The organism is Kitasatospora sp. NPDC056651 (genome assembly GCF_042792155.1).
Taxonomy (GTDB): domain Bacteria; phylum Actinomycetota; class Actinomycetes; order Streptomycetales; family Streptomycetaceae; genus Kitasatospora.
Window position 1 is genome coordinate 15815 of the sequence record NZ_JBHTWX010000100.1, and the last position, 18349, is coordinate 34163.

Below are 18349 nucleotides of genomic sequence, written 5' to 3' on the forward strand. Positions count from 1 at the left end.
GCCCTGTCCGGCCGCGCGGGAGGCCTCAGACGTCGAACTGGTCGGCCACCGCGCGCAGCAGGCCGGCCAGCTTCTGGCCGGTCGGCTTGGCCGGGTAACGCCCGCGCTGGAGGCCGGGCAGCACCGCGTCCAGCGTGGTGATCAGGTCCTGGACGATCGGCGCCATGTCGTCGGCGCTGCGGCGCTGGGCGGCGGCCACCGAGGGCAGCGCGTCCAGCAGCTGCACGGCCATCGCCTGGTCGCCGCGGTGACCGGCGACGACGCCGAACTCGACCCGCTGGCCCGGCTTCAGCACGGTGACACCGGCGGGCAGCGCCTTGGTGTGGACGAAGACGTCGCCGCCGTCGTCGCGCGACAGGAAGCCGAAGCCCTTCGTCTCGTTGAACCACTTGACCTGGCCGGTGGGCATCTCGAACAGTCCTCGAATGGGTGTGAGGGATCCCGGCCCTGGCCGGGGATCACTGGGTGGTGGGGAGAAGGCGGCCGACCTCCGCTCGGCGCCCGTGGGCGCTCATGGTCAGCACGCTGTCAGGAGCAGACTAACGGTCCGTCACTGCCTCATCCGCGTTCCGCGAGGGATACGCGTTCCGAGGCCCGACCGGGCCGGCGGGGAACGCGGGATCTCGCGGTCACGGGCAACCCGGTACTGGCACGGCCAGGACGCGGCTCCACGCGGTCCATCGGCTCACACCCCCGGGTTCGCGGACACGGGACGCGCCTGCAGCGCCCCTCGGCACCCCGTGCATACCCCCGCCCAGCAGGGATCAAAACGTTCAGCTGCCGGGAAACTGCGCAACGTGACCGACCCGCTCCGGTGGGCGTCCCCGTCGGGCGCTCTGCCAGACTGGTGGGAGTCCCGACCGGCCCGGAGGAGTGAGCAGACGTGAGCAGCCAGAGCGCCGACCCCGGCGACGTGTACGTCAAGGCCGGGGCGATCGTCTTCGGTCTCGGCGCGCTCGCCACCCTGGTCACCTTCGTCCCGCTGTTCCTGCACCTGACGCCGCTGCCGACGGCCGCGTACTGGCTGAGCATGCTGATGCCGGCCGGCTTCCTGGCCGCGCTGACCGGGCTGCTGCGCAACGCGCGGGCCCAGCGCCGCCGGGTCGGGCCCGCCGGGTCCTGACGCCCCTGCGGGGCGCTCCTAGGTCCTAGCGGTCGGCCAGGTGCCGGGCGAGCCAGTCGGGGAAGCCGGTGAGGTCCGCCAGCACCACGTCCGCCCCGGCCTCGCGCAGCTCCCGCGCGCTGTACGGGCCGGTGGGCACGCACACCGCGATCGCGTCCGCGTGCCGGGCGCCCCGGATGTCGCCGAGGTGGTCGCCGACGTAGACGCTCGCGCCGTGCTCGCGCAGCGCGTCGCCCTTGGTCTCCGCCCACAGGTCGCCGATCACGGTGTCCGCGCTCAGCGCGGCGTGCTCCAGGTGGAGGCGGGCGTTCGGCTCGTACTTGCCGGTGATCACCGCGACCCGGCCGCCGTGGGCGCGGACCGCCTCGACGGCGGCGTGCGCGCCGGGCAGCGGGACGGTCGGGGCGAAGGCGTGGTCGCGGTAGAGCACGCGGTAGCGGTCGGTCGCCCACTGCACCCGGTCCTCGGGGAACCAGTTGCGGATCTCGTCCACCAGCGGCGGGCCGAGCCGGGTGACCACCAGGTCGGCGTCGATGTACGTGCCGGTCTCGGCGGCGAGCGCCAGGTAGGTGGCGCGGATACCCGGCCGGGTGTCCAGCAGCGTCATGTCGAGGTCGAAGCCGACGGTGAGCGGGGCGGTTCGGGTCGCGGGCATGCCGCCAGGCTACCCAACGGCGGGACGGGACCACGAGGCGATTTGCCCGGGCTTCGCAGGGGAACTTAGGTTTACCTCAGTTGTCTGCGGAGAGGGCTCATGACCGACACCAGCGCACCGCCCGGCGCGGCCCACGCGCCGTACCGCGCGACGCGGCGCCGAATACCGCTGCTCGCCGCCGCGCTCGCCGTCCTGGCCGCCGCGGTGCTGCTGAGCCTCGCCGTCGGCAGCCGGACCATCCCGTTCGGCGACACGCTGGACGCCCTGCTGCACGGTGGCGACACCGCCAACGCCGTGGTCGTCCGCGAGCTGCGGGTGCCGCGCACGGTCGTCGGCCTGTCCGTCGGCGCGGCGCTCGGTCTGGCCGGGGCCGTCATGCAGGGCCTGACCCGCAACCCGATCGCCGACCCCGGCATCCTCGGCGTCTCCCAGGGCGCGGCGGCCGGCGTCGTGGTCGCCATCTCCGGCTTCGGCGTCTCCACCCTCACCGGGTACGTCTGGTTCGGCTTCGCGGGCGCGGTGATCGCCACCGTCCTGGTGTACGGGCTGGCCGGGCGCGGCCGGGGCGGGGCGACGCCGATCAAGCTCGCGCTGGCCGGTTCGGCGACGTCCGCGTTCATCGCCTCGCTCAACACCCTGGTGCTGACCACGGACGCGGCCACCATGGACCGGTTCCGCTTCTGGCACGTCGGCTCGCTCTCCGGGCGGACCTCGGACGTGGCCTGGCAGCTGCTGCCGTTCCTGGCGGTCGGCACGGTGCTGGTGGTCTCGGTGGCGCGCGGGCTGGACGCGCTGGCGCTCGGCGACGACACCGCGAAGGGACTGGGCGCCAGGACCGGCCTGGTCCGGGCGGTCGGCGCGCTCGGCGCGACCGTGCTGACCGGCTCGGCGGTCGCGGCGGCCGGCCCGATCGCCTTCGTCGGCCTCGCCGTCCCGCACGCGGCCCGCGCGGTGGCGGGCGCCGACCACCGCTGGATCCTCGTCTTCTCCGCCGTCCTCGGCCCGGCGCTGCTGCTGCTCGCCGACACCCTCGGCCGGGTCCTGTTCCCCCCGTCCGAGGTCCCGGCGGGCGTGATGACGGCCCTGATCGGCGTCCCGGTGCTGGTGGCGCTGGTCCGCCGCCGGAAGGTGGTGGCGGCATGAGCCCGGCCCCCGGCGCCGCTTCCGGGCCCGGCACCGGTTCCGCCCCCGGCACCCGTTCCGTCTCCCTGCGCGGCTACTCCGTCGTCCGGGCCGGGCGGGCGTCGTTCCTGCTGCACCGGCGCTCGACGGCGGTCGCCGCCGGGCTGCTGGTGGCGCTGGCGGCGGCCGCGGTGGCCTCGCTCTGCCTGGGAGAGGCCACCGTCTCCCCGGGCGAGGTGGTCAAGGTGGTGCTCGGGCGGCCGAGCCCGCACGAGCTGGTGGTCGGCGAGTTCCGGCTGCCCCGGGTGGTGGTCGGGCTGCTGGTCGGCACCGCGCTCGGGCTGGCCGGGGCGCTGATCCAGACCGTCGCCCGCAATCCGCTGGCCAGCCCCGACGTGGTGGGCGTGACCTGGGGCGCGACCGCGACCGTGGTCGGCCTGACGGCGTACGGCGTGGTCGGCTCGACCGGCCAGGCCCCGTACGCGGCGGTGGCCGGCGGCCTGCTGGCCGGGCTGCTGGTGTACGCCCTGGCCTGGCGGCGCGGCCTGCACACGCAGCGCTTCGTGCTGATCGGCATCGGGATCAGCGTCGCGCTGTCCTCGCTGACGTCCGTCTTCCTCACCAAGGGCGACGGCTTCCAGGCCCAGGCCGCCAAGGTCTGGATGACCGGCAGCCTGAACGGCACCGGCTTCGACCAGGCCGGCCGGCTCGCCTGGGTGCTGCTCGCCGCCCTGCCGGTGGCGCTCTGGGCGGCCCGCGCCCAGCGGTCGATCTCCTTCGACGACGCCACCGCCGTCGGCCTCGGCCTGCGGCTGGACCGGATCCGCCTCGGCATGGCCCTGCTCGGCATCGTGCTGGCCTCGTGCGCGGCCGGGGCCGCCGGACCGGTGGACTTCGTCGCGCTGATGGCCCCGCAGATCGCGCTGCGGCTGGCCCGCTCGGCGCAGGTCCCGCTGTTCTGCTCGGCGCTGACCGGCGCGCTGGTGGTCGTCCTCGCCGACCTGATCGCCCGGCGGCTGCTGGCGCCGACCGAGCTGCCGGTCGGCGTGGTGACCGGCCTGGTGGGCGCGCCGTACCTGATGTGGCTGCTGATCCGATCCCGCCGTGGAGGTTCCTGATGTCCGCCCACCAGCCGTCCGCCCAGCGTCTGGAGGCCCGGGGCCTCACCCTGGCCTACGAGGCGCGCACGGTCGTCGAGGACCTGGACGTCGCGATCCCGGACGGGCGGGTGACGGTGATCGTCGGCCCCAACGCCTGCGGCAAGTCGACCCTGCTGCGGGCCCTCGGCCGGCTGCTGAAGCCGGTCCGGGGCTCGGTGCTGCTGGACGGCGAGGAGCTGGCGCGCGTCCCGACCAAGCGGATCGCCCAGCGGCTCGGCCTGCTGCCGCAGTCGCCGACCGCCCCGGAGGGCATCTCGGTGGCGGACCTGGTCGCGCGCGGCCGCCAGCCGCACCAGAGCTGGTGGCAGCAGTGGTCGCCGGAGGACGAGGAGGCGGTCGCGGAGGCGCTGGAGCGGACCTCCACCGCCGACCTGGCCGACCGGAGCATGGACGAGCTGTCCGGCGGCCAGCGCCAGCGCGCCTGGATCGCGATGGCGCTCGCCCAGGGCACCGACATCCTGCTGCTGGACGAGCCGACCACCTACCTGGACATCGCGCACCAGGTCGAGGTGCTGGACCTGGTGCGGCGGCTGAACGTCGAGCGCGACCGGACCGTCGTCGCGGTGCTGCACGACCTCAACCAGGCCGCCCGGTACGCCGACCACCTGGTCGCGATGCGGGACGGCCGGGTGGTGGCGCAGGGCGCGCCCGGGGACGTGGTGACGGCCGGGCTGGTGCGGGAGGTGTTCGGGCTGGACTCGGTGGTGGTGCCGGACCCGGTCACCGGCACGCCGCTGGTCGTACCCGGCGCCCCGTGGGCGGCCGCGGTCGAGGTCCGACCGCACCCGGACCCGACGACGCCCCACGCTTAACGGCACTTCACCCACCATTTCGGACATAATCGACGGCGCCCGGACCCCCGCCCCGCCGCCAGAGGACCGCCGATGCCCCGGATCTCCCGCCGCACCCTCCTCGCCGGTCTCGGCGGCGCCGCGCTGGCGGCGGCCACGGGCTGCACCGACCGGCGGCCGTCCGTGGTGGCCTCGGACGGCTTCAACGCCTCCCCGTCCACGACTCCGGTGCCGCCGGTGACGGTGAACGCGGCCACCGGCCCGGTGGTGGTGCCGGGCGCGCCGATGCGGGTGGTCGTGCTGGACACCGATGTGCTCGACTCCGCGCTGACCCTCGGCATCACCCCGGTCGGCGCCGCGCTCCCGGCCCGCGAGAACCGATACCCCGAGTACTGGCCGGCCTCCCGGACGGCGGGGATCCGGCTGGTCGGCCCGGCCGGCTCGCCCGACCTGCCGACCGTCCGGGCACTGCGGCCGGACCTGATCCTCTCCAACCAGACCCGCGACGGCGACCGCTACGAGCAGCTGCGGGAGATCGCCCCGACCGTGCTCACCCAGACCACCGGCGCGCCGTGGAAGGCGAACGTCCAGCTGCACGCCCAGGCGCTGAGCCGGGAGGCGGCCGCGGCGGCCTTCGCCGGCGCGTACCAGAAGCACGCCGGCCAGGTGGCGCAGGCGCTGGCGGCGGCGAAGGTGTCGGGGCGCAAGGTGAGCCTGGTGCGGTTCGTGGAGGGCGGCGGCATCCGGGTGTTCGGCCGGCAGAGCTTCCCCGGAACGGTGCTCACCGACGCCCAGGTGGGCCGGCCGGACGCGCAGAACGTCGACCAGTCGGACTTCGAGATCCCGCCCGACCAGCTCGCCAGGGCGGACGGCGACCTGCTGCTGTACGCGACGTACGGCGACCCGGGCCTGTCGGGCGCCGATGCCACGCTGGCGAGCCCGGCCTGGCAGGCACTGGGGGCGGTCAGGGGGCACCGGGCGTTCCCGGTGGACGACCAGCTGTGGTTCCAGGGCATCGGCTACACCGGGGCCAACTACCTGCTGGACGAGCTGCAGCGCTTCCTCGGCGCGTAGGCCCCCTCCTCGGATCCGGCCCCTCGGCCCGCACGGTTCAGCACGCGGTCGCGTACCGGGCCGGGGAGACGCCGACGGCGGCGGTGAAGTCCCGGGTGAGGTGCGCCTGGTCCGAATACCCCAGCTCGGCGGCGAGCGCGGCCAGGTCCAACTCCCCGCCCGCACGGGCGCGTTCGGCGGCCTCGTGGAGGCGGGCGCGACGCAGCACCCACTTCGGGGAGGCACCGACGTACTCGGCGAACAGCCGCTGGAGCCGACGGACGGTCAGGCCCAGCTCGGCGGCCAGGTCGTCCACCCGGCACAGGTCCGGCGTCCCGGTGATCCGGTCCACCACGGCGGCGACCTCGACGGCGACCGGGTCGGGCGCGGGCAGCCCGGCGCGGAGGAAGGCGTCGGCGAGGGCGGCGTCCGGTTCGCCGTCGAGCAGTTCCGCGTTGAGCCGGTCGGCCCCGGACCCGAAGTACTCGGCGGCGGGCACGGAGCGGTCGGCCAGTTCGCCCACCGGGTGCCCGGCGACCGGGCGGAAGGCACCCGGGCGGAACCGCACGCCCAGCACGTGCCCGGCGCCCTCCAGACGGCGGACGAAGAGCGAGCGGTCGACCCCGTAGACGCGCGGACGCGGGGCCTCGAAGACCAGGTGGACGTTGGGGTGGGCGAGCACCTTCTGCTCGTACGGGGCGTGGCCGTCCAGGTCCCAGCGGACCAGCCAGTAGTACTCGACGAACCGCGCCACGACCGGGTCCGGCACGAGCCGCTCCACGCTGATCAGCCCGGCCGCCCGGGCCTGGTGGAGCACGCCGCGGCCGAGGCCGAGGCCGAGGCCGGGAGGAGGGTCCGGGAGGTTCATGCCGCCAGGCTAGGTCCTGTCCGGGGCCCGCCCTTTCGTCCCGGGCCGACCCCGGTGTCGCGTTTCTTCAAGACCGGCGGGCGCGCCCCGGCGCAGGATCGACGCCATGAACGTCCACCCGATGCACCCCTTCCTGGCCCGTGCCGCCTCCGCCGCGGCCGCTGTCGCCGCCGCCGTCCCGCCCGGTCGGCCGCTGGACGCGCCGACGCCCTGCGCGGAGTTCGACACCCGTGCGCTGATCAACCACTGGGTGCTCTACACCTCGCACGGCCTGGAGCACCGGGCCCGGCGGGTCGAACTGCCCGCGGAGCTGAGCGCGCGGGACTTCACCGCCGACGCCGACTGGCGCTCCGCCTACGCGGCCCAACTGGAGCGCGCGGTCGCGGCCTGGGCGGACCCGGCGGTCTGGGAGGGGGACGTCGACCTCGGCGGTGCCCCGGTGCCGGCGGTCGGGATCGCCCGGATGCTGGTCCTGGAACTGCTGCTGCACGGCTGGGACGTGGCCCGGGCGACCGGCGGGCGGATCGAGGTCGACGGGGAACTCGCCCTGCTGGCCGGCGAGATCGCGGCGGAGAACGCCGAGCTGTACCGGCAGTACGCGGGCTTCGCCGAGCCGGTGGCGCTGCCCGAGGACGCCTCCGCCTGGGACCGGGCGCTGGCCGCCTCGGGGCGGGATCCGCGCTGGAAGGGCTGACCGTTCGAACGGGCGGGGGCCGTACGGCGGTCACCCGGAGCGCAGCGCCGTACTGAGCCGGTTCCTCAACAGCCGTACGGCCGGGGACCGCTGGTCACGGCGGGCGACGAGACCGAGGCGCGCGTGGGTGACGGCGTCGGCGAGCGGGACGGCCCGCAGGCCGGCGCCCCCGGCCGAGGAGGCGCTGAGGACGGCGACCCCGGCGCCGCGTTCGGCGAGGCGGAGCAGGGCCGCCGGGGAGCTGGCCTCGATGTCCACCCGCGGGTCCAGGCCGAGCCGGCGGCAGGAGTCCGCGTAGGCCGCGCGGATGCCGGTGCCCGGGGAGAGGCAGAGGACCTTCTCCCCCCGGAGGTCGGCGAGGCGCGGTCCGGCCCGGTCGAGCGGGTGCCCGGCGGGGACGACGGCGGCGATCGGCTCGTCGACGACGACGGTGGTGTCCAGCCCCGGGGACGCCTCGCCCGCGTAGCCGATCAGGGCCAGGTCGAGGGACCCGGAGAGGACCTGCGCCTGGAGGTCCTCGGAGGGCCCCTCGTGCAGGCTGAGCTCGATGCCCGGGTGGCTGCGGCCGAGGTCGGCCACGGTGTCCAGGAAGGGCGGGATCGAGCAGCCCGTGATCATGCCCAGCCGGACCCTCCCGCGCACGGCGTCGGCGAACTCGGCGGCGGTGTGCCGGATGGCGTCCAGGGTGGCCAGGGCGCTCCTGGCGAGCGGGAGGACGGCCTCGCCGGCGGGGGTGAGGCGGACCTGGCGGCCGGAGCGGTCGAGGAGCTGCTGGCCCAGCTCGTGCTCCAGCTTGGCGACCTGGGTGCTGACGCCGGACTGGCTCACGTGCAGCCGGGCGGCCGCGGCGGTGAAGGTGCCCTCGTCGACCACGGCGGCGAAGTAGCGCAGCTGGTGCATCTCCATGACCGCTGACGATAGGCGACCGGCGGTCCGGCCACCCGCTCGTTCGGCGCCCGGGGCCGGGACCCGAGAGCCGAGGGCCTGGGGCCGGGGAGGAGCGGGCCGTGACCGCACGGACGGTCACGGCCCGGTGGGTGTCACCGACGGCCCTCGGTGCCCCGACCCTCGGTGCCCCGGATCTCCTTGCCGCGCGACTGCCCCGCCTTCCCGTCGGGGAGGTCGGCCTCGATGCGCTCCTTGCGCAGTCGGCCGGTGACGGTCTGCTGCTCGACGCGTTCCTCGGTCACCAGCCGTACCCGTTCGACCGGGACGGCCTCGGTGCGCACGACCGGCCGCTCCGCGTGCAGGGTGACCTCGTACTCGGCCTCCGAGATCAGCTCGCCGGGGATCGCGGTGCCCCGGTCGGCCTCGGCGATGGGTTCACGCTCGATGTGGACCTCCTCGTGCCGCACCGGCACGGTCTGGCGCTCCTCCTCGGTGACGACGTACTTGCGCAGCTTCGCGTGGCCGGTCTCGTACCGCTCGACGCCGACGCTCATCCGCTCCTCGGACCGGGTCATCACGCCGCCGTCCTGCTCCCGGCGCGGGCCGGTCCGCCCGGCGGCGGAGGCGGCGGCGGCGCCCGGAGCGGCGGCGGAGCGGGTGGTGGTGGCGCGGGCGGTGGCGGCGGAGCCGGTCGGACCCGCCGCACCGGCCGTGCCGGAGCGCCCCTTCGCCGCGGCGGCGCCGGCCGTGGCGCCCGTGGCGGCGGCACCGGCACCGCTCGCGTGGGCCCAGCCGCCCTCGCCCGGCTGGTTGGCGCTCTTCCAGGCTTCGTCCCAGGCGATGCCGTAGTGCTGGTACAGCCGACGCTCTTCGGCTTCGGAGAGGTGTCCGCTGCTGTCCACGTCCACCAGCGGCGCGTCCTTGACCTTCTCCTTCGGGTACGGCACCTCCAGGTGGTCCCCGACGACCCGGGCGTCGCGGATCGGCACGAAGGACTCGCTCCCGCCGAACCACCCGGTCTTGACGCTGACCCACTCGGGCTTGCCGGTGACGTCGTCGAGGAACATGTGGTCAGCGGTGCCGATCTTGTTGCCCTCCGCGTCATGGACGGGGTGGCGCAGCATGGAACGGGCCTGCTGTTCAGTGATCACGATTCACGCCTCCTTCACATTCCAGCGTTCAGCGCCTTGCCGCGCGGGGCAACCCGAAACCACTTCAGCTGACATTCACTCAGAGTGATGAACATGGCGAGCCGGTCACGCCTCGCACAGTCCATCAGTGGCAGAGATACCTACCATCGGATTCATCTGTTGGACGGATGGTTCAGGCGATCCGAGGATGGCGGCATGACGACGACGAACACCGCGCGTGAGCTTGCCGAGGCCTACTTCTCCGCCTGGGAGGCGGGCGAGTTCGACACCCTCCGGGAACTGCTGGCCGAAGATGTCGACTTCGTCGGGGCCCTGGGAACGGCCTCCGGCGTGACGGAGGCACTGGCCGGACTGAAGGGGCTCGGGCAGGTGCTGGAGAAGATCGACGTGAAGGTCCGGGTGGTCGAGGGCGACGAGGTGATCACCTGGTTCGACCTGTGCACCAGCATCGCCCCGCCCGCCCCGACGGCGAACTGGATGCACGTGGAGAACGGGAAGGTCACCCGGATCCGGGTGACCTTCGATCCGCGCGGACTGCTGGCCGGGTTCGAGAAGAGGGGCTGAGGCGGCGCGGCCGGCCTCAGTCGCCGGAGCGGATCGGCTCGCCCGTCCGGTGCAGGTGGGCGAAGACCTCCCGGTAGGAGGCGAACAGGCCCGCCTCGCAGTACGGGACGCCCTTCTCCGCGCAGAACTCCCGGGTGATCCGGGCGGCCCGGGCGAGCGCCGGGGTCGGCATGCTGGGGAAGAGGTGGTGCTCCACCTGGTAGTTGAGGCCGCCCATCACCGAGTCGATGACCGGCCCGCCGCGGACGTTGCGCGAGGTGAGCACCTGGCGGCGCAGGAAGTCGAGCTCCATCTCCGGCGTCACCATCAGCATGCCCTTGTGGTTCGGGGCGAAGACGCAGCCCAGGTAGATGCCGAGCAGCGCCTGGTGCACGGCGAGGAAGGCGACCGCCTTGCCCGCCGGGAGAGCGGTGAAGACCAGGCCGAAGTAGGCCACGAAGTGGACCACCAGCAGGACGCCCTCCAGCACCGGGCGCTTCATCACCGGGCTGCGCAGCGCGCGGAAGCTGTTGAAGCTGAGGTTGAGGCCCTCCAGCAGGAGCAGCGGGACGAACAGGTACGCCTGCCGACGGCCGATGAACCGGGCGACGCCGGTCGCATTCCGGGCCTGCCGCTTGGACCACACCAGGAGCTCGGGGGCCACGTCCGGGTCCCGCTCCTCGTGGTTCGGGTTGGCGTGGTGGCGGGTGTGCTTGTTCATCCACCAGCCGTAGCTCATGCCCATCAGCAGGTTGGCGGTGATCCGGCCGCCGGCCTCGCTCGGCGGCTTCCGGTCGAACACCTGGCGGTGCGCCAGATCGTGGGTGAGCAGGCCGAGTTGGGCGAAGACCACGGACATCGCGGCGGCCAGGCCGAGCTGCCACCAGGTGTTCCCCAGCGCGAACAGGGCGTACCAGCCGCCGAAGAAGGCAGCGAGCACCAGGCCCGCGCGGACGGCGTAGTAGCCGGGGCGCCGGTCGAGCAGGCCCTCGGCGGTTATCCGGCGGGTCAACTGGGCGAAGTCGCTGCCACCGCTCCCCGACCGGGGGACGGCGGCTCGGGGCACTTCGGACGTCATCACGGGATGCGCGGGCATACCCCCGAGTCTGCTGTGCCCGGCCGCCCCGCAGAACGGGGAAAACTCCACTCCGATAGGGGTGCTAACCCCCCTATCGGAAGTAGTGGAAGCTGGCTGGGCCGCGGGGGGTCGGTTGCACTATCGCGACCGGCACCAACCGCTCCGGCCGCGGGGCGTCAGCCCCCCTCCGGCCGCCCGAACAGCTCGTCCAGGTGGTACGCGAGGACCGCGAGCGCCTGCTCACCGGTGCGCTGACCGCCCAGAACGCTGGAGCCCAGCCCGTTGACCATCGCCAGCAGCCCGGCCGCGACCGTCTCGACGTCCCGCTCCGGACCGATCCCCCCGGCCCGCTGTGCCGCGCGGAGCTGCTTGGCGAGGAAGCCCTCCAGCACCGCCGGCGGCTGGGCGGCCTGGTGCTCCAGCATCCCGGGGTCGCCGAGGACCAGGGTGTAGTACGCCGCGTACGTCCTGGTGATCCGGCGGCTCTCGGCGTCCGTCGGCAGGATGCAGGACAGGACGGCCGTCACCACCTCCCGGGGGGCGCGCGCCTCGCCGATCCACCGCTCCATGCGGGCCTGGAGCTGGGCGCCGAGCCGGGCCAGGGCGTCCAGCAGCAGGCCCTCCTTGGACACGAAGTAGTACTGCACCAGGCGCAGTGAGACGCCGGCCTCCGTCGCGACCGCCCGCATGCTGGCGGACTGCAGCCCCTCGGTGTCGGCGATCCGCAGCAGGGCCTCGGCGATCTGCCGGCGGCGCTCCTCGTGGTCGACCTTGCCGGTCATCGCGCACCCTCCACGGTTCCTCCGCTCGCTCCTGGCGCACCACTCCCGGCACACCTTCTGGTACACCCGTATCATGCCTGTGATACACATGTACCATGCGAATCAGCGAGTTCAGGAACGGCAAAGCCGAAGCCCGCTACCGCACCGCCTACGAGGGCGCCCTCGACCGGCTCTGGCCGGGCGAACGGACCTCACTCGACATCCCCACCGGCTACGGCACCACCCGGGTCCACCGCGCCGGCCCCGCACACGGCACACCGATCGTGCTGCTGCCCGGCTCCGGCGGCAACGCCCTGATGTGGCACTCCTACATCGAGCCCCTCGCCGCCCGGCACCCCGTGATCGCCGTGGACACCGTCGGCGAACCGGGCGCCAGCGTGCAGAGCGCCCCCGTCGCGGACGGCCGGGACGCCGCCGACTGGCTCGAAGAGCTCCTCGCCGCCCTCGGCCTGCCCGCCGTCCACCTGGTCGGCTGCTCCTACGGCGGCTGGATCGCCCTCCACCACCGGATCCGCCATCCGGGCCGAGCCACCGGCCTCACCCTGGTCGACTCCGCGGGCCTCGCCGACCTCAGCCCGCGCTTCTACCGCTGGATCATCCTCGGCGGCCTCGCCGCCCTGGCCCCGCGGGCCCTCCGCCCCCGCCTCGCCCGGAAGCTCGGCAACAGCGCCATCCTGGACACCGAGCTGATGGCCCTGCTCCGCGCGTCCGCGGGCTTCCGCCGCCGGCTGCCCCTGGCCGCCACCCTCACCGACGACGAGCTCCGCGCGGTCGGCGCCCCCGTGCTCGCCCTCCTCGGCGGGCGCAGCGCCCTGCACGACGCCCCCACCACCGCCGAACGCCTGCACCGCCTGCTGCCCGACGCCGAGGTCCACACCGTCCCGGACGCCGGCCACTCGCTCACCACCGACGACCCCGGCGCCGTCCTCACCGGCATCCTCACCATGGCCGCGCGACAGGCAGGTCGAACGGATGGGCTGAACGGACCGGTTGAACGGACCGGTTGAACGGATGGGTCGAACGGACCGGCCGAACGGACCGGTCGAACGGACCGGTCGAACGGACCGGCCGGAGGGCCGCCGCGCCGGCTACGCCGGTCCGCCGAGGGCGGCCCGGACCAGCCGGGTGACCGCCGGAGTCGCGGCCGTCAGGTCACCGCTCCCGTCCTCGGCCCCCACCTCCGTCGCCAGCGCGTCGTAGGTCTCGAAGGCGGTGAGGACGAAGAGCAGGCCCGCCGCGTCCGGCGGGGCGGCCGGCAGGCGGCCGGTCAGGACGGCCGCCCCCTCCCGGCGGCGGGCATCGCGGTCGGCGATCACCCGGCCCACCTCCTCGTCGAGGGCGGCGAGGGCCCGCAGCCGACGGGTGCAGACCCGGTCGACGGCCCAGAAGCCGCCCATCACCTCGACGAAACGGTCCACCCCCGCCCACGGGTCGGCGAGGGTGAAGGCCTCGGCGAGCCTGGCCATGCCGCCCTGCGCGGCGAGGGCGTCGCAGACCGCCTCCAGGAGGCCCGCCTTGGAACCGAACTGGTAGTAGACGGTCGCCCGGGCGACGTCCGCGCGGCGGGCGACCGCGTCCAGCGAGGCCCCGCCGGTCTCGGCCAGGTGCGCGCGGGCGGCCGCGACGATCCGGGCGCGGGTCTCGTCGACCTCCGCCTGCCGCTGTCCCATCCGGTAGGACCGGGGGCTCATCCCGCTCGCCTCCACCCACTCGTTCCGTGTGAACTGGCAGTATCGCCGATCGGCCCACCCGGACCGGGGTGGGGCGCGGCGGGACGCGGCGGGACGGGCACGGCGGAACGAGCGCGGCGGGACGCTACCCGCTCAGAGGATGACCCGCCCGCCGCTGAGGTCCAGGGTCTGCCCGGTGATCCAGGAGGACGCGTCGGAGGCCAGGAAGAGCGCGGCCGAGGCGATGTCCACGGGCTCGCCGAGACGCCCCAGCGGGTGCGCGGCGGCGACCGTGGCCCGCACCTCGGGCGGCATCCGCTCGTCGGTCCGTTCGGTGCGGACGGCGCCCGGCGCGACGGCGTTGACCCGGACGCCCTCGCCGGCGACCTCCAGGGCGAGGTGCCGGGTGAACATCAGCACGCCCGCCTTTGCCGTGGCGTACGCGGCGGAGGCGCCGCTGGGCAGCCGGCCGGCCGTGGAGGCCATGGTGACGATCGAACCGCTGCCGCGGGCCAGCAGCCCGGGCAGGAAGGCCCGGACGGTGAGGAAGGTGGCGGTGAGGTTGCCGTCCAGGACGGCCCGCCAGTGCTCCTCGGTCTCGCGGGCGGTCGGCAGCGGGTAGCCGTCACCGCCGGCGAAGGCCGCCAGGACGTCGACCGGGCCGAGGTCCCGTTCGATCCGGGCGGCGGCGGAGCCGAGCGCCGCCGCGTCCGTGCAGTCGGCGACCAGGCCGAGCGCCCGGGCGCCCGCCGCCCGCAGTTCCCCGGCCACCGCCGTCAGCGCCGCCTCGTCGCGGCCGAGGACGGCGACGGCCGCGCCCTGCCGGGCGAAGGCGCGGGCGGTCTCCGCGCCGATGCCGCGGCTGCCGCCGGTGATCACGACCACCCGGCCGTCCAGGTCGGGGTACCGAGCCTGCTGAACTCCCATGTCCCATCGCTCCTTCGGGCTTGCTCTCGCGGTGTGCTGTGGTTCACTTGATTTCATTCATACAGCTCGTCTGAATGAATGACAAGCATCGCCCGACCCCCGCCCCGGCGCCGCCCACCCCGGGCAGCCGGGCAGCCGGGCAGCCCCGAGGAGGAACCGATGAGGATCGCAGTCGTGGGTGCCGCCGGACGCACCGGCCACCTGGTCACCACCCTCGCCCTGGCGGCCGGGCACACCGTCACCGCCGTCGTCCGCGACCCCGCCCGGCTGCCGGCCCTCGCGCACGGCACCCCGCTCACCGCGCGGGCCGACGTCACGGAGCCCGGCTCCCTGCACGGCCCGCTGAGCGGCCAGGACGTCGTGGTCGCCACCCTCGGCACCACCGGCCGCCGGGCCACCACCGTCTTCTCCGACGGCGCCCGCGAACTGACCGCCGCCGTCCGGGCCGGCGGCGCCCGGCACCTGCTGATGATGAGCTCGGCCGGCCTGGACACCAGCCGGCTCCCCTACGCCCAGCGGCTGGTGACCAGGCTGGTCGTCGACCGGCTGTACCGGGAGGTCCACCACGACCTGGCCCGGATGGAGGCCGTGCTCGCCGGATCCGACACCGCCTGGACGGTCGTCCGGGTGCCGATGCTCAAGGACGGCCCGGCGTCCGCCGGCCCCCAGGTCTCGTACGACCGGCCGCTCCCCCGCGCCGGCACCGCCACCCGCGCCACCGTCGCCCGCTGGATCGTCGACCACCTCGGCGACCCGGCGACCTTCCGCCGACTCGTCCACCTCGCCGACGACTGAGCCACCGCCCGCGTACCGGCGGTTCGACGACGACCTTCCCGACAAGACCGACCATCCGGTCAGACCGGCCCGGTAATCGCGTGACAGTGAGGTGATGCTCGGACAGGATGCCTCCGCGCGACTTCACCGATTCCCCACAACGGCCGGTCACCGGCCGTTCCCCCGAGAGGCATCCACTCATGAACGTCGGAAGGCTCGCCGCGTTAGCGGGCGCTTCGGCCGTGCTCGCCGCCGTCGTCCTGCCCGCGCCCTTCGCGGCCGCGGCAGGCGGCCCCGGCGACCGGCTCTACGTCGACAGATCCGTCGTCTGCTCGGACAGCGGGCCCGCCACCCCGGCCCAGCCGCTCTGCACGATCTCCGCGGCCGCGCGGATCGTGCAGCCGGGCCAGACGGTGGTGGTCAGCGGAGTGCCCCACTACCAGGAATCGGTGCTGATCACCCGGTCCGGTGCTCCCGGCAAGCCGATCACCTTCACCACCGGGACCATGGGCGATCCCCGGAACCGGGGCTTCGGAAGCTTCGTGGAGACCACCGGCACCCCGGCGTTCACCATCAAGGGCGCCACAGACGTCGTCATCCACGGCTTCGTCGCCCAGTCCGACGTCTCCACAGTCGTCGTCGCGGACTCCGCGCGCGTCACGGTCGACCACGTGTACGCCGCCAAGTCCCTCGGAGGCGAGCCTGCCATACGCGTCGCCGGCACCAGCGACCGCGTGACCGTGAGCCGCAGTGCCGTCTACGGCGACCACTCGGCCGGCATCCAGGTCGATGCCGGGACCCACGGCACCGTGGTGTCCACCAACTACATCGCCGGGCTCGACTACAACGCGATCGTCGTGAACGCCGCGGGCACCGTGGTGACCTCCAACACCGTCATAGGCACCTGCGGCCCGGGCATCCTCCTGAACGACGGCGCCACCGGCTCCGTCATCCGCAACAACGTCATCAGCGCCCACAGTTCCCTGTGCCCGCCCCCGGGAAAGCCGGGGGCCGCCATCCAGGTCGCGACCGGGGCCTCGACCGGAACCGACCTGGACTACAACCTCATCCAGACGGGCGCCGAGCAGGCTCCCTACCTCTGGAACGGCCGCACCCATGCCGATCCGGCCCAGCTGAACGCCGCCACCGGCCAGGGTGCCCACGACCTGATCGGTGACCCCCTGCTCTTCGGCGACGAAGGCCTCGACCGGGGATCACCCGGCATCGACTCGGGTGACGCCGCTGCGCCCGGCATCCTCCCGACCGACTTCTACGGCTACCCCGAAGCCGACGACCCCAGTGCCGCCAACACCGGTACAGGCCGAGGCATCCGCGACCGAGGAGCGATGGAGCGCCAGAGCGTCATCCGCCAGTCGGTCGAGGTCACCGGCGAGCGCGGTCCGTACCCGCGCCCGGTGACCGCCAGGGCCTCCGTCCAGCAGAACTGGCCGGTCGGCGCCCTCTCCTACAGCTTCGACTTCGGGGACGGTACGGCTCCCACCGTCACCACTCAGCCGACCGCCGACCACACCTACGCCCGGGCCGGGACGTTCGCCCCCACGGTGACGGTGACCAACTCCGAGGGAGTGGCCTACCCCGGCTCCTCGCGCTTCCCGTTCGTGGTCACCGAACCCGGCGCGCCCACGGCCGCGTTCACGGTGAAGCAGTGCTCCATCCAGTACTCCTGCGGCCCGATCGGCTACGAGTTCGACACCTCGCCCTCCACCACCGCCTGGCCCCTCGACAAGGGAAGGATCGACTTCGGTGACGGCAGCGGCCAGGACCTCACAAGCCTGTCGAAGGACATCCGGCACAACTACCCCCACCCGGGCGAGTACACCGTCACCTTCTCGTTCACCAACCGCAACGGCGAACAGGCCGGCACGTCCCAGCGGCTGACCGTCAGCACCAAGCCCGTCGGGCTCAACGGCTACGGCGCCCAGCGCGCATTGGACACCCGGCACCCCGGCGGCTCCAAGCTCACCCCCGGCCAGAAGCTCAGCATCGACCTCAGGGACGAGCACTGGCCGGTCAGCTGGGACGCCACCGCAGTCGTCCTCAACGTCACCGCGGTCAACGCCGAAGGGCCGGGCTTCCTGACCCTCGGCCCGAACGACCGCCCCCGGCCTGGCAGTTCCAGCCTCAACTACGTCCCGGGAGCGGCCGTCCCCAACCTGGTCACCGTCCCGATCGGCAACGACTCCAAGCTCGCGGTCTGGAACTCCTACGGCGCTCCGGTGGACCTCGTCATCGACATCCAGGGCGAGTACGACCCGCGTGCCACGGACCTGTACGCGCCGCTCCAGCCGAAGCGCATCATGGACTCCCGTAGCGGCATCGGCGTCCCGGCCGGCAAGATCAGCTCCGCCTGCACCGCCGCCTCGACGCGCCCGGTGACCAAGCTCAAGGTCCGCGGCGTCAACGGCGTCCCGAACGACGCCACCAATGTCGTCCTCAACGTCACCGTCACCGAGCCCGACATGGACGGCAACCTGATGGTGGACAACACCGCCGCGACGAACACCTCGAACCTCAACTTCAAGGCCGGGCAGACCACGTCCAACCAGGTCATCGCCAGGATCGCGAGCGACGGCACCATCACGTTCTGCAACAACGCGGGCGCCCTCCACATCATCGCCGACGTCTTCGGCTACTACGGGCCCAGCGGTCAGCACCTGTTCGTCGCCACCGACCCGACCCGACTGCTCGACAGCCGGGTCAGCCCCGGCAAGCTCGCGCCGTACAGCCGGGCCACCGTCCGCGGGCTGCCGGCCGATGCGAGCGGCGCCGTCCTCAACGTCACCGCCACCGAGCCCACCGCCGACGGCTTCCTCGCCGTCTACCCGGGCGGCACCGACCGGCCGGACGTCTCCACCGTGAACTTCGCGGCCGGCCAGACCGTCGCCACCCACGCCACCGTCCCGGTCGGCGGCGACGGCACCATCAGCCTCTACAACCACAACGGCGGCACCCACGCCGTCGTGGACAGCTCCGGCTACTTCGTCCACAAGTAGCCCCGGGCCACCAGCCCCGACCCGAACGGCGCCGGGCCGGCCCTCGTGGAGGGGCC

19 protein-coding genes are annotated in these 18349 nt (G+C 74.0%); 10 read left to right on the forward strand and 9 right to left on the reverse strand.

The genetic code is table 11. From position 1 onward, the window contains the following. Positions 1-25: 25 nt before the first annotated feature. Positions 26-409: a cold-shock protein gene (locus ACFRAR_RS29995; RefSeq protein ID WP_030289703.1), complete on the reverse strand. Its 384-nt coding sequence runs from the start codon at positions 407-409 to the stop codon at positions 26-28. Between the two features lie 474 nt (positions 410-883). Here ACFRAR_RS29995 and ACFRAR_RS30000 point away from each other — a divergent pair, with 474 nt between their 5' ends. Beyond that, positions 884-1123 (forward strand): hypothetical protein, encoded by a 240-nt coding sequence (locus ACFRAR_RS30000; RefSeq protein WP_355264010.1) that lies wholly within the window; start codon positions 884-886, stop codon positions 1121-1123. A 25-nt stretch (positions 1124-1148) separates the two neighbouring features. Here ACFRAR_RS30000 and ACFRAR_RS30005 read toward each other — a convergent pair whose 3' ends face one another. Further along, on the reverse strand, positions 1149-1778 hold the full coding sequence (locus ACFRAR_RS30005) for an HAD family hydrolase (protein ID WP_380701832.1): 630 nt from the start codon (positions 1776-1778) through the stop codon (positions 1149-1151). Positions 1779-1877: 99 nt separating this feature from the next. Between ACFRAR_RS30005 and ACFRAR_RS30010 the strand changes: the two genes are divergently transcribed. From ACFRAR_RS30010 to ACFRAR_RS30025, 4 genes are all read left to right on the forward strand, one after another. After that, positions 1878-2921 carry a FecCD family ABC transporter permease gene (locus ACFRAR_RS30010; protein WP_380701834.1) on the forward strand — a complete coding sequence of 348 codons (1044 nt, stop codon included), beginning with the start codon at positions 1878-1880 and terminating at the stop codon, positions 2919-2921. Further along, entirely contained in the window at positions 2918-4018 is a 1101-nt protein-coding gene (locus ACFRAR_RS30015; protein ID WP_380701836.1) for a FecCD family ABC transporter permease, read from the forward strand. The genes ACFRAR_RS30010 and ACFRAR_RS30015 overlap by 4 nt, the downstream gene beginning before the upstream one ends. Continuing rightward, positions 4018-4872, forward strand: a complete 855-nt coding sequence (locus ACFRAR_RS30020) for an ABC transporter ATP-binding protein (RefSeq protein ID WP_380701838.1) — start codon at positions 4018-4020, stop codon at positions 4870-4872. Before ACFRAR_RS30015 ends, ACFRAR_RS30020 begins: the two co-directional genes overlap by 1 nt. Before the next feature lie 72 nt (positions 4873-4944). Continuing rightward, complete coding sequence (locus ACFRAR_RS30025; RefSeq protein ID WP_380701840.1) at positions 4945-5925, forward strand: ABC transporter substrate-binding protein; 981 nt, start codon at positions 4945-4947, stop codon at positions 5923-5925. Between the two features lie 37 nt (positions 5926-5962). On the opposite strand, the gene ACFRAR_RS30030 is transcribed toward ACFRAR_RS30025, so the two are convergent. Next, positions 5963-6772, reverse strand: coding sequence for a DUF6597 domain-containing transcriptional factor (locus ACFRAR_RS30030; protein WP_380701842.1), 810 nt, complete (start codon positions 6770-6772; stop codon positions 5963-5965). Positions 6773-6878: 106 nt separating this feature from the next. Here ACFRAR_RS30030 and ACFRAR_RS30035 point away from each other — a divergent pair, with 106 nt between their 5' ends. Beyond that, a complete protein-coding gene (locus tag ACFRAR_RS30035; protein ID WP_380701844.1) occupies positions 6879-7466 on the forward strand; it encodes a TIGR03086 family metal-binding protein in 588 nt (195 codons plus the stop codon). Positions 7467-7496: 30 nt separating this feature from the next. Here the strand turns inward: ACFRAR_RS30035 and ACFRAR_RS30040 are convergent, their stop codons facing one another. Further along, complete coding sequence (locus ACFRAR_RS30040) at positions 7497-8372, reverse strand: LysR family transcriptional regulator (RefSeq protein WP_380701846.1); 876 nt, start codon at positions 8370-8372, stop codon at positions 7497-7499. A gap of 134 nt (positions 8373-8506) precedes the next feature. Further along, complete coding sequence (locus ACFRAR_RS30045; protein ID WP_380701848.1) at positions 8507-9505, reverse strand: PRC and DUF2382 domain-containing protein; 999 nt, start codon at positions 9503-9505, stop codon at positions 8507-8509. A 195-nt stretch (positions 9506-9700) separates the two neighbouring features. Between ACFRAR_RS30045 and ACFRAR_RS30050 the strand changes: the two genes are divergently transcribed. Then, positions 9701-10069, forward strand: a complete 369-nt coding sequence (locus ACFRAR_RS30050; protein ID WP_380701850.1) for a nuclear transport factor 2 family protein — start codon at positions 9701-9703, stop codon at positions 10067-10069. Between the two features lie 16 nt (positions 10070-10085). Here ACFRAR_RS30050 and ACFRAR_RS30055 read toward each other — a convergent pair whose 3' ends face one another. Beyond that, entirely contained in the window at positions 10086-11144 is a 1059-nt protein-coding gene (locus ACFRAR_RS30055) for a fatty acid desaturase family protein (protein ID WP_380701852.1), read from the reverse strand. A 158-nt stretch (positions 11145-11302) separates the two neighbouring features. Beyond that, the gene (locus ACFRAR_RS30060; protein WP_380701854.1) at positions 11303-11908 is read right to left on the reverse strand and encodes a TetR/AcrR family transcriptional regulator; all 606 of its coding nucleotides are present in this window, start codon (positions 11906-11908) and stop codon (positions 11303-11305) included. A gap of 95 nt (positions 11909-12003) precedes the next feature. On the opposite strand from ACFRAR_RS30060, the gene ACFRAR_RS30065 reads away from it, so the two are divergent. After that, entirely contained in the window at positions 12004-12915 is a 912-nt protein-coding gene (locus ACFRAR_RS30065; RefSeq protein ID WP_380701858.1) for an alpha/beta fold hydrolase, read from the forward strand. Between the two features lie 81 nt (positions 12916-12996). Here ACFRAR_RS30065 and ACFRAR_RS30070 read toward each other — a convergent pair whose 3' ends face one another. Together ACFRAR_RS30070 and ACFRAR_RS30075 are read right to left on the reverse strand one after the other, a co-directional pair. Continuing rightward, positions 12997-13599 (reverse strand): TetR/AcrR family transcriptional regulator, encoded by a 603-nt coding sequence (locus ACFRAR_RS30070; RefSeq protein WP_380701860.1) that lies wholly within the window; start codon positions 13597-13599, stop codon positions 12997-12999. A gap of 132 nt (positions 13600-13731) precedes the next feature. Further along, complete coding sequence (locus tag ACFRAR_RS30075) at positions 13732-14505, reverse strand: SDR family NAD(P)-dependent oxidoreductase (protein WP_380701862.1); 774 nt, start codon at positions 14503-14505, stop codon at positions 13732-13734. A 159-nt stretch (positions 14506-14664) separates the two neighbouring features. Here ACFRAR_RS30075 and ACFRAR_RS30080 point away from each other — a divergent pair, with 159 nt between their 5' ends. Both ACFRAR_RS30080 and ACFRAR_RS30085 read left to right on the forward strand, forming a co-directional pair. Then, positions 14665-15300, forward strand: a complete 636-nt coding sequence (locus ACFRAR_RS30080; protein WP_380701864.1) for an NAD(P)-dependent oxidoreductase — start codon at positions 14665-14667, stop codon at positions 15298-15300. Between the two features lie 179 nt (positions 15301-15479). Next, a complete protein-coding gene (locus ACFRAR_RS30085; protein ID WP_380701866.1) occupies positions 15480-18293 on the forward strand; it encodes a PKD domain-containing protein in 2814 nt (937 codons plus the stop codon). Positions 18294-18349: the final 56 nt, after the last annotated feature.

What these genes read in the sequence shown, in the direction of transcription:
- ACFRAR_RS30065 (WP_380701858.1), top strand. Translation starts at nt 12,004, where the DNA reads ATGCGAATCAGCGAGTTCAGGAACGGCAAAGCCGAAGCCCGCTACCGC.
- ACFRAR_RS30020 (WP_380701838.1), top strand. Translation starts at nt 4,018, where the DNA reads ATGTCCGCCCACCAGCCGTCCGCCCAGCGTCTGGAGGCCCGGGGCCTC.
- ACFRAR_RS30085 (WP_380701866.1), top strand. Translation starts at nt 15,480, where the DNA reads ATGAACGTCGGAAGGCTCGCCGCGTTAGCGGGCGCTTCGGCCGTGCTC.
- ACFRAR_RS30015 (WP_380701836.1), top strand. Translation starts at nt 2,918, where the DNA reads ATGAGCCCGGCCCCCGGCGCCGCTTCCGGGCCCGGCACCGGTTCCGCC.
- ACFRAR_RS30010 (WP_380701834.1), top strand. Translation starts at nt 1,878, where the DNA reads ATGACCGACACCAGCGCACCGCCCGGCGCGGCCCACGCGCCGTACCGC.
- ACFRAR_RS30060 (WP_380701854.1), bottom strand. Translation starts at nt 11,908, where the DNA reads ATGACCGGCAAGGTCGACCACGAGGAGCGCCGCCGGCAGATCGCCGAG.
- ACFRAR_RS30025 (WP_380701840.1), top strand. Translation starts at nt 4,945, where the DNA reads ATGCCCCGGATCTCCCGCCGCACCCTCCTCGCCGGTCTCGGCGGCGCC.
- ACFRAR_RS30070 (WP_380701860.1), bottom strand. Translation starts at nt 13,599, where the DNA reads ATGAGCCCCCGGTCCTACCGGATGGGACAGCGGCAGGCGGAGGTCGAC.
- ACFRAR_RS29995 (WP_030289703.1), bottom strand. Translation starts at nt 409, where the DNA reads ATGCCCACCGGCCAGGTCAAGTGGTTCAACGAGACGAAGGGCTTCGGC.
- ACFRAR_RS30005 (WP_380701832.1), bottom strand. Translation starts at nt 1,778, where the DNA reads ATGCCCGCGACCCGAACCGCCCCGCTCACCGTCGGCTTCGACCTCGAC.
- ACFRAR_RS30035 (WP_380701844.1), top strand. Translation starts at nt 6,879, where the DNA reads ATGAACGTCCACCCGATGCACCCCTTCCTGGCCCGTGCCGCCTCCGCC.
- ACFRAR_RS30040 (WP_380701846.1), bottom strand. Translation starts at nt 8,372, where the DNA reads ATGGAGATGCACCAGCTGCGCTACTTCGCCGCCGTGGTCGACGAGGGC.
- ACFRAR_RS30030 (WP_380701842.1), bottom strand. Translation starts at nt 6,772, where the DNA reads ATGAACCTCCCGGACCCTCCTCCCGGCCTCGGCCTCGGCCTCGGCCGC.
- ACFRAR_RS30050 (WP_380701850.1), top strand. Translation starts at nt 9,701, where the DNA reads ATGACGACGACGAACACCGCGCGTGAGCTTGCCGAGGCCTACTTCTCC.
- ACFRAR_RS30055 (WP_380701852.1), bottom strand. Translation starts at nt 11,144, where the DNA reads ATGCCCGCGCATCCCGTGATGACGTCCGAAGTGCCCCGAGCCGCCGTC.
- ACFRAR_RS30075 (WP_380701862.1), bottom strand. Translation starts at nt 14,505, where the DNA reads ATGGGAGTTCAGCAGGCTCGGTACCCCGACCTGGACGGCCGGGTGGTC.
- ACFRAR_RS30080 (WP_380701864.1), top strand. Translation starts at nt 14,665, where the DNA reads ATGAGGATCGCAGTCGTGGGTGCCGCCGGACGCACCGGCCACCTGGTC.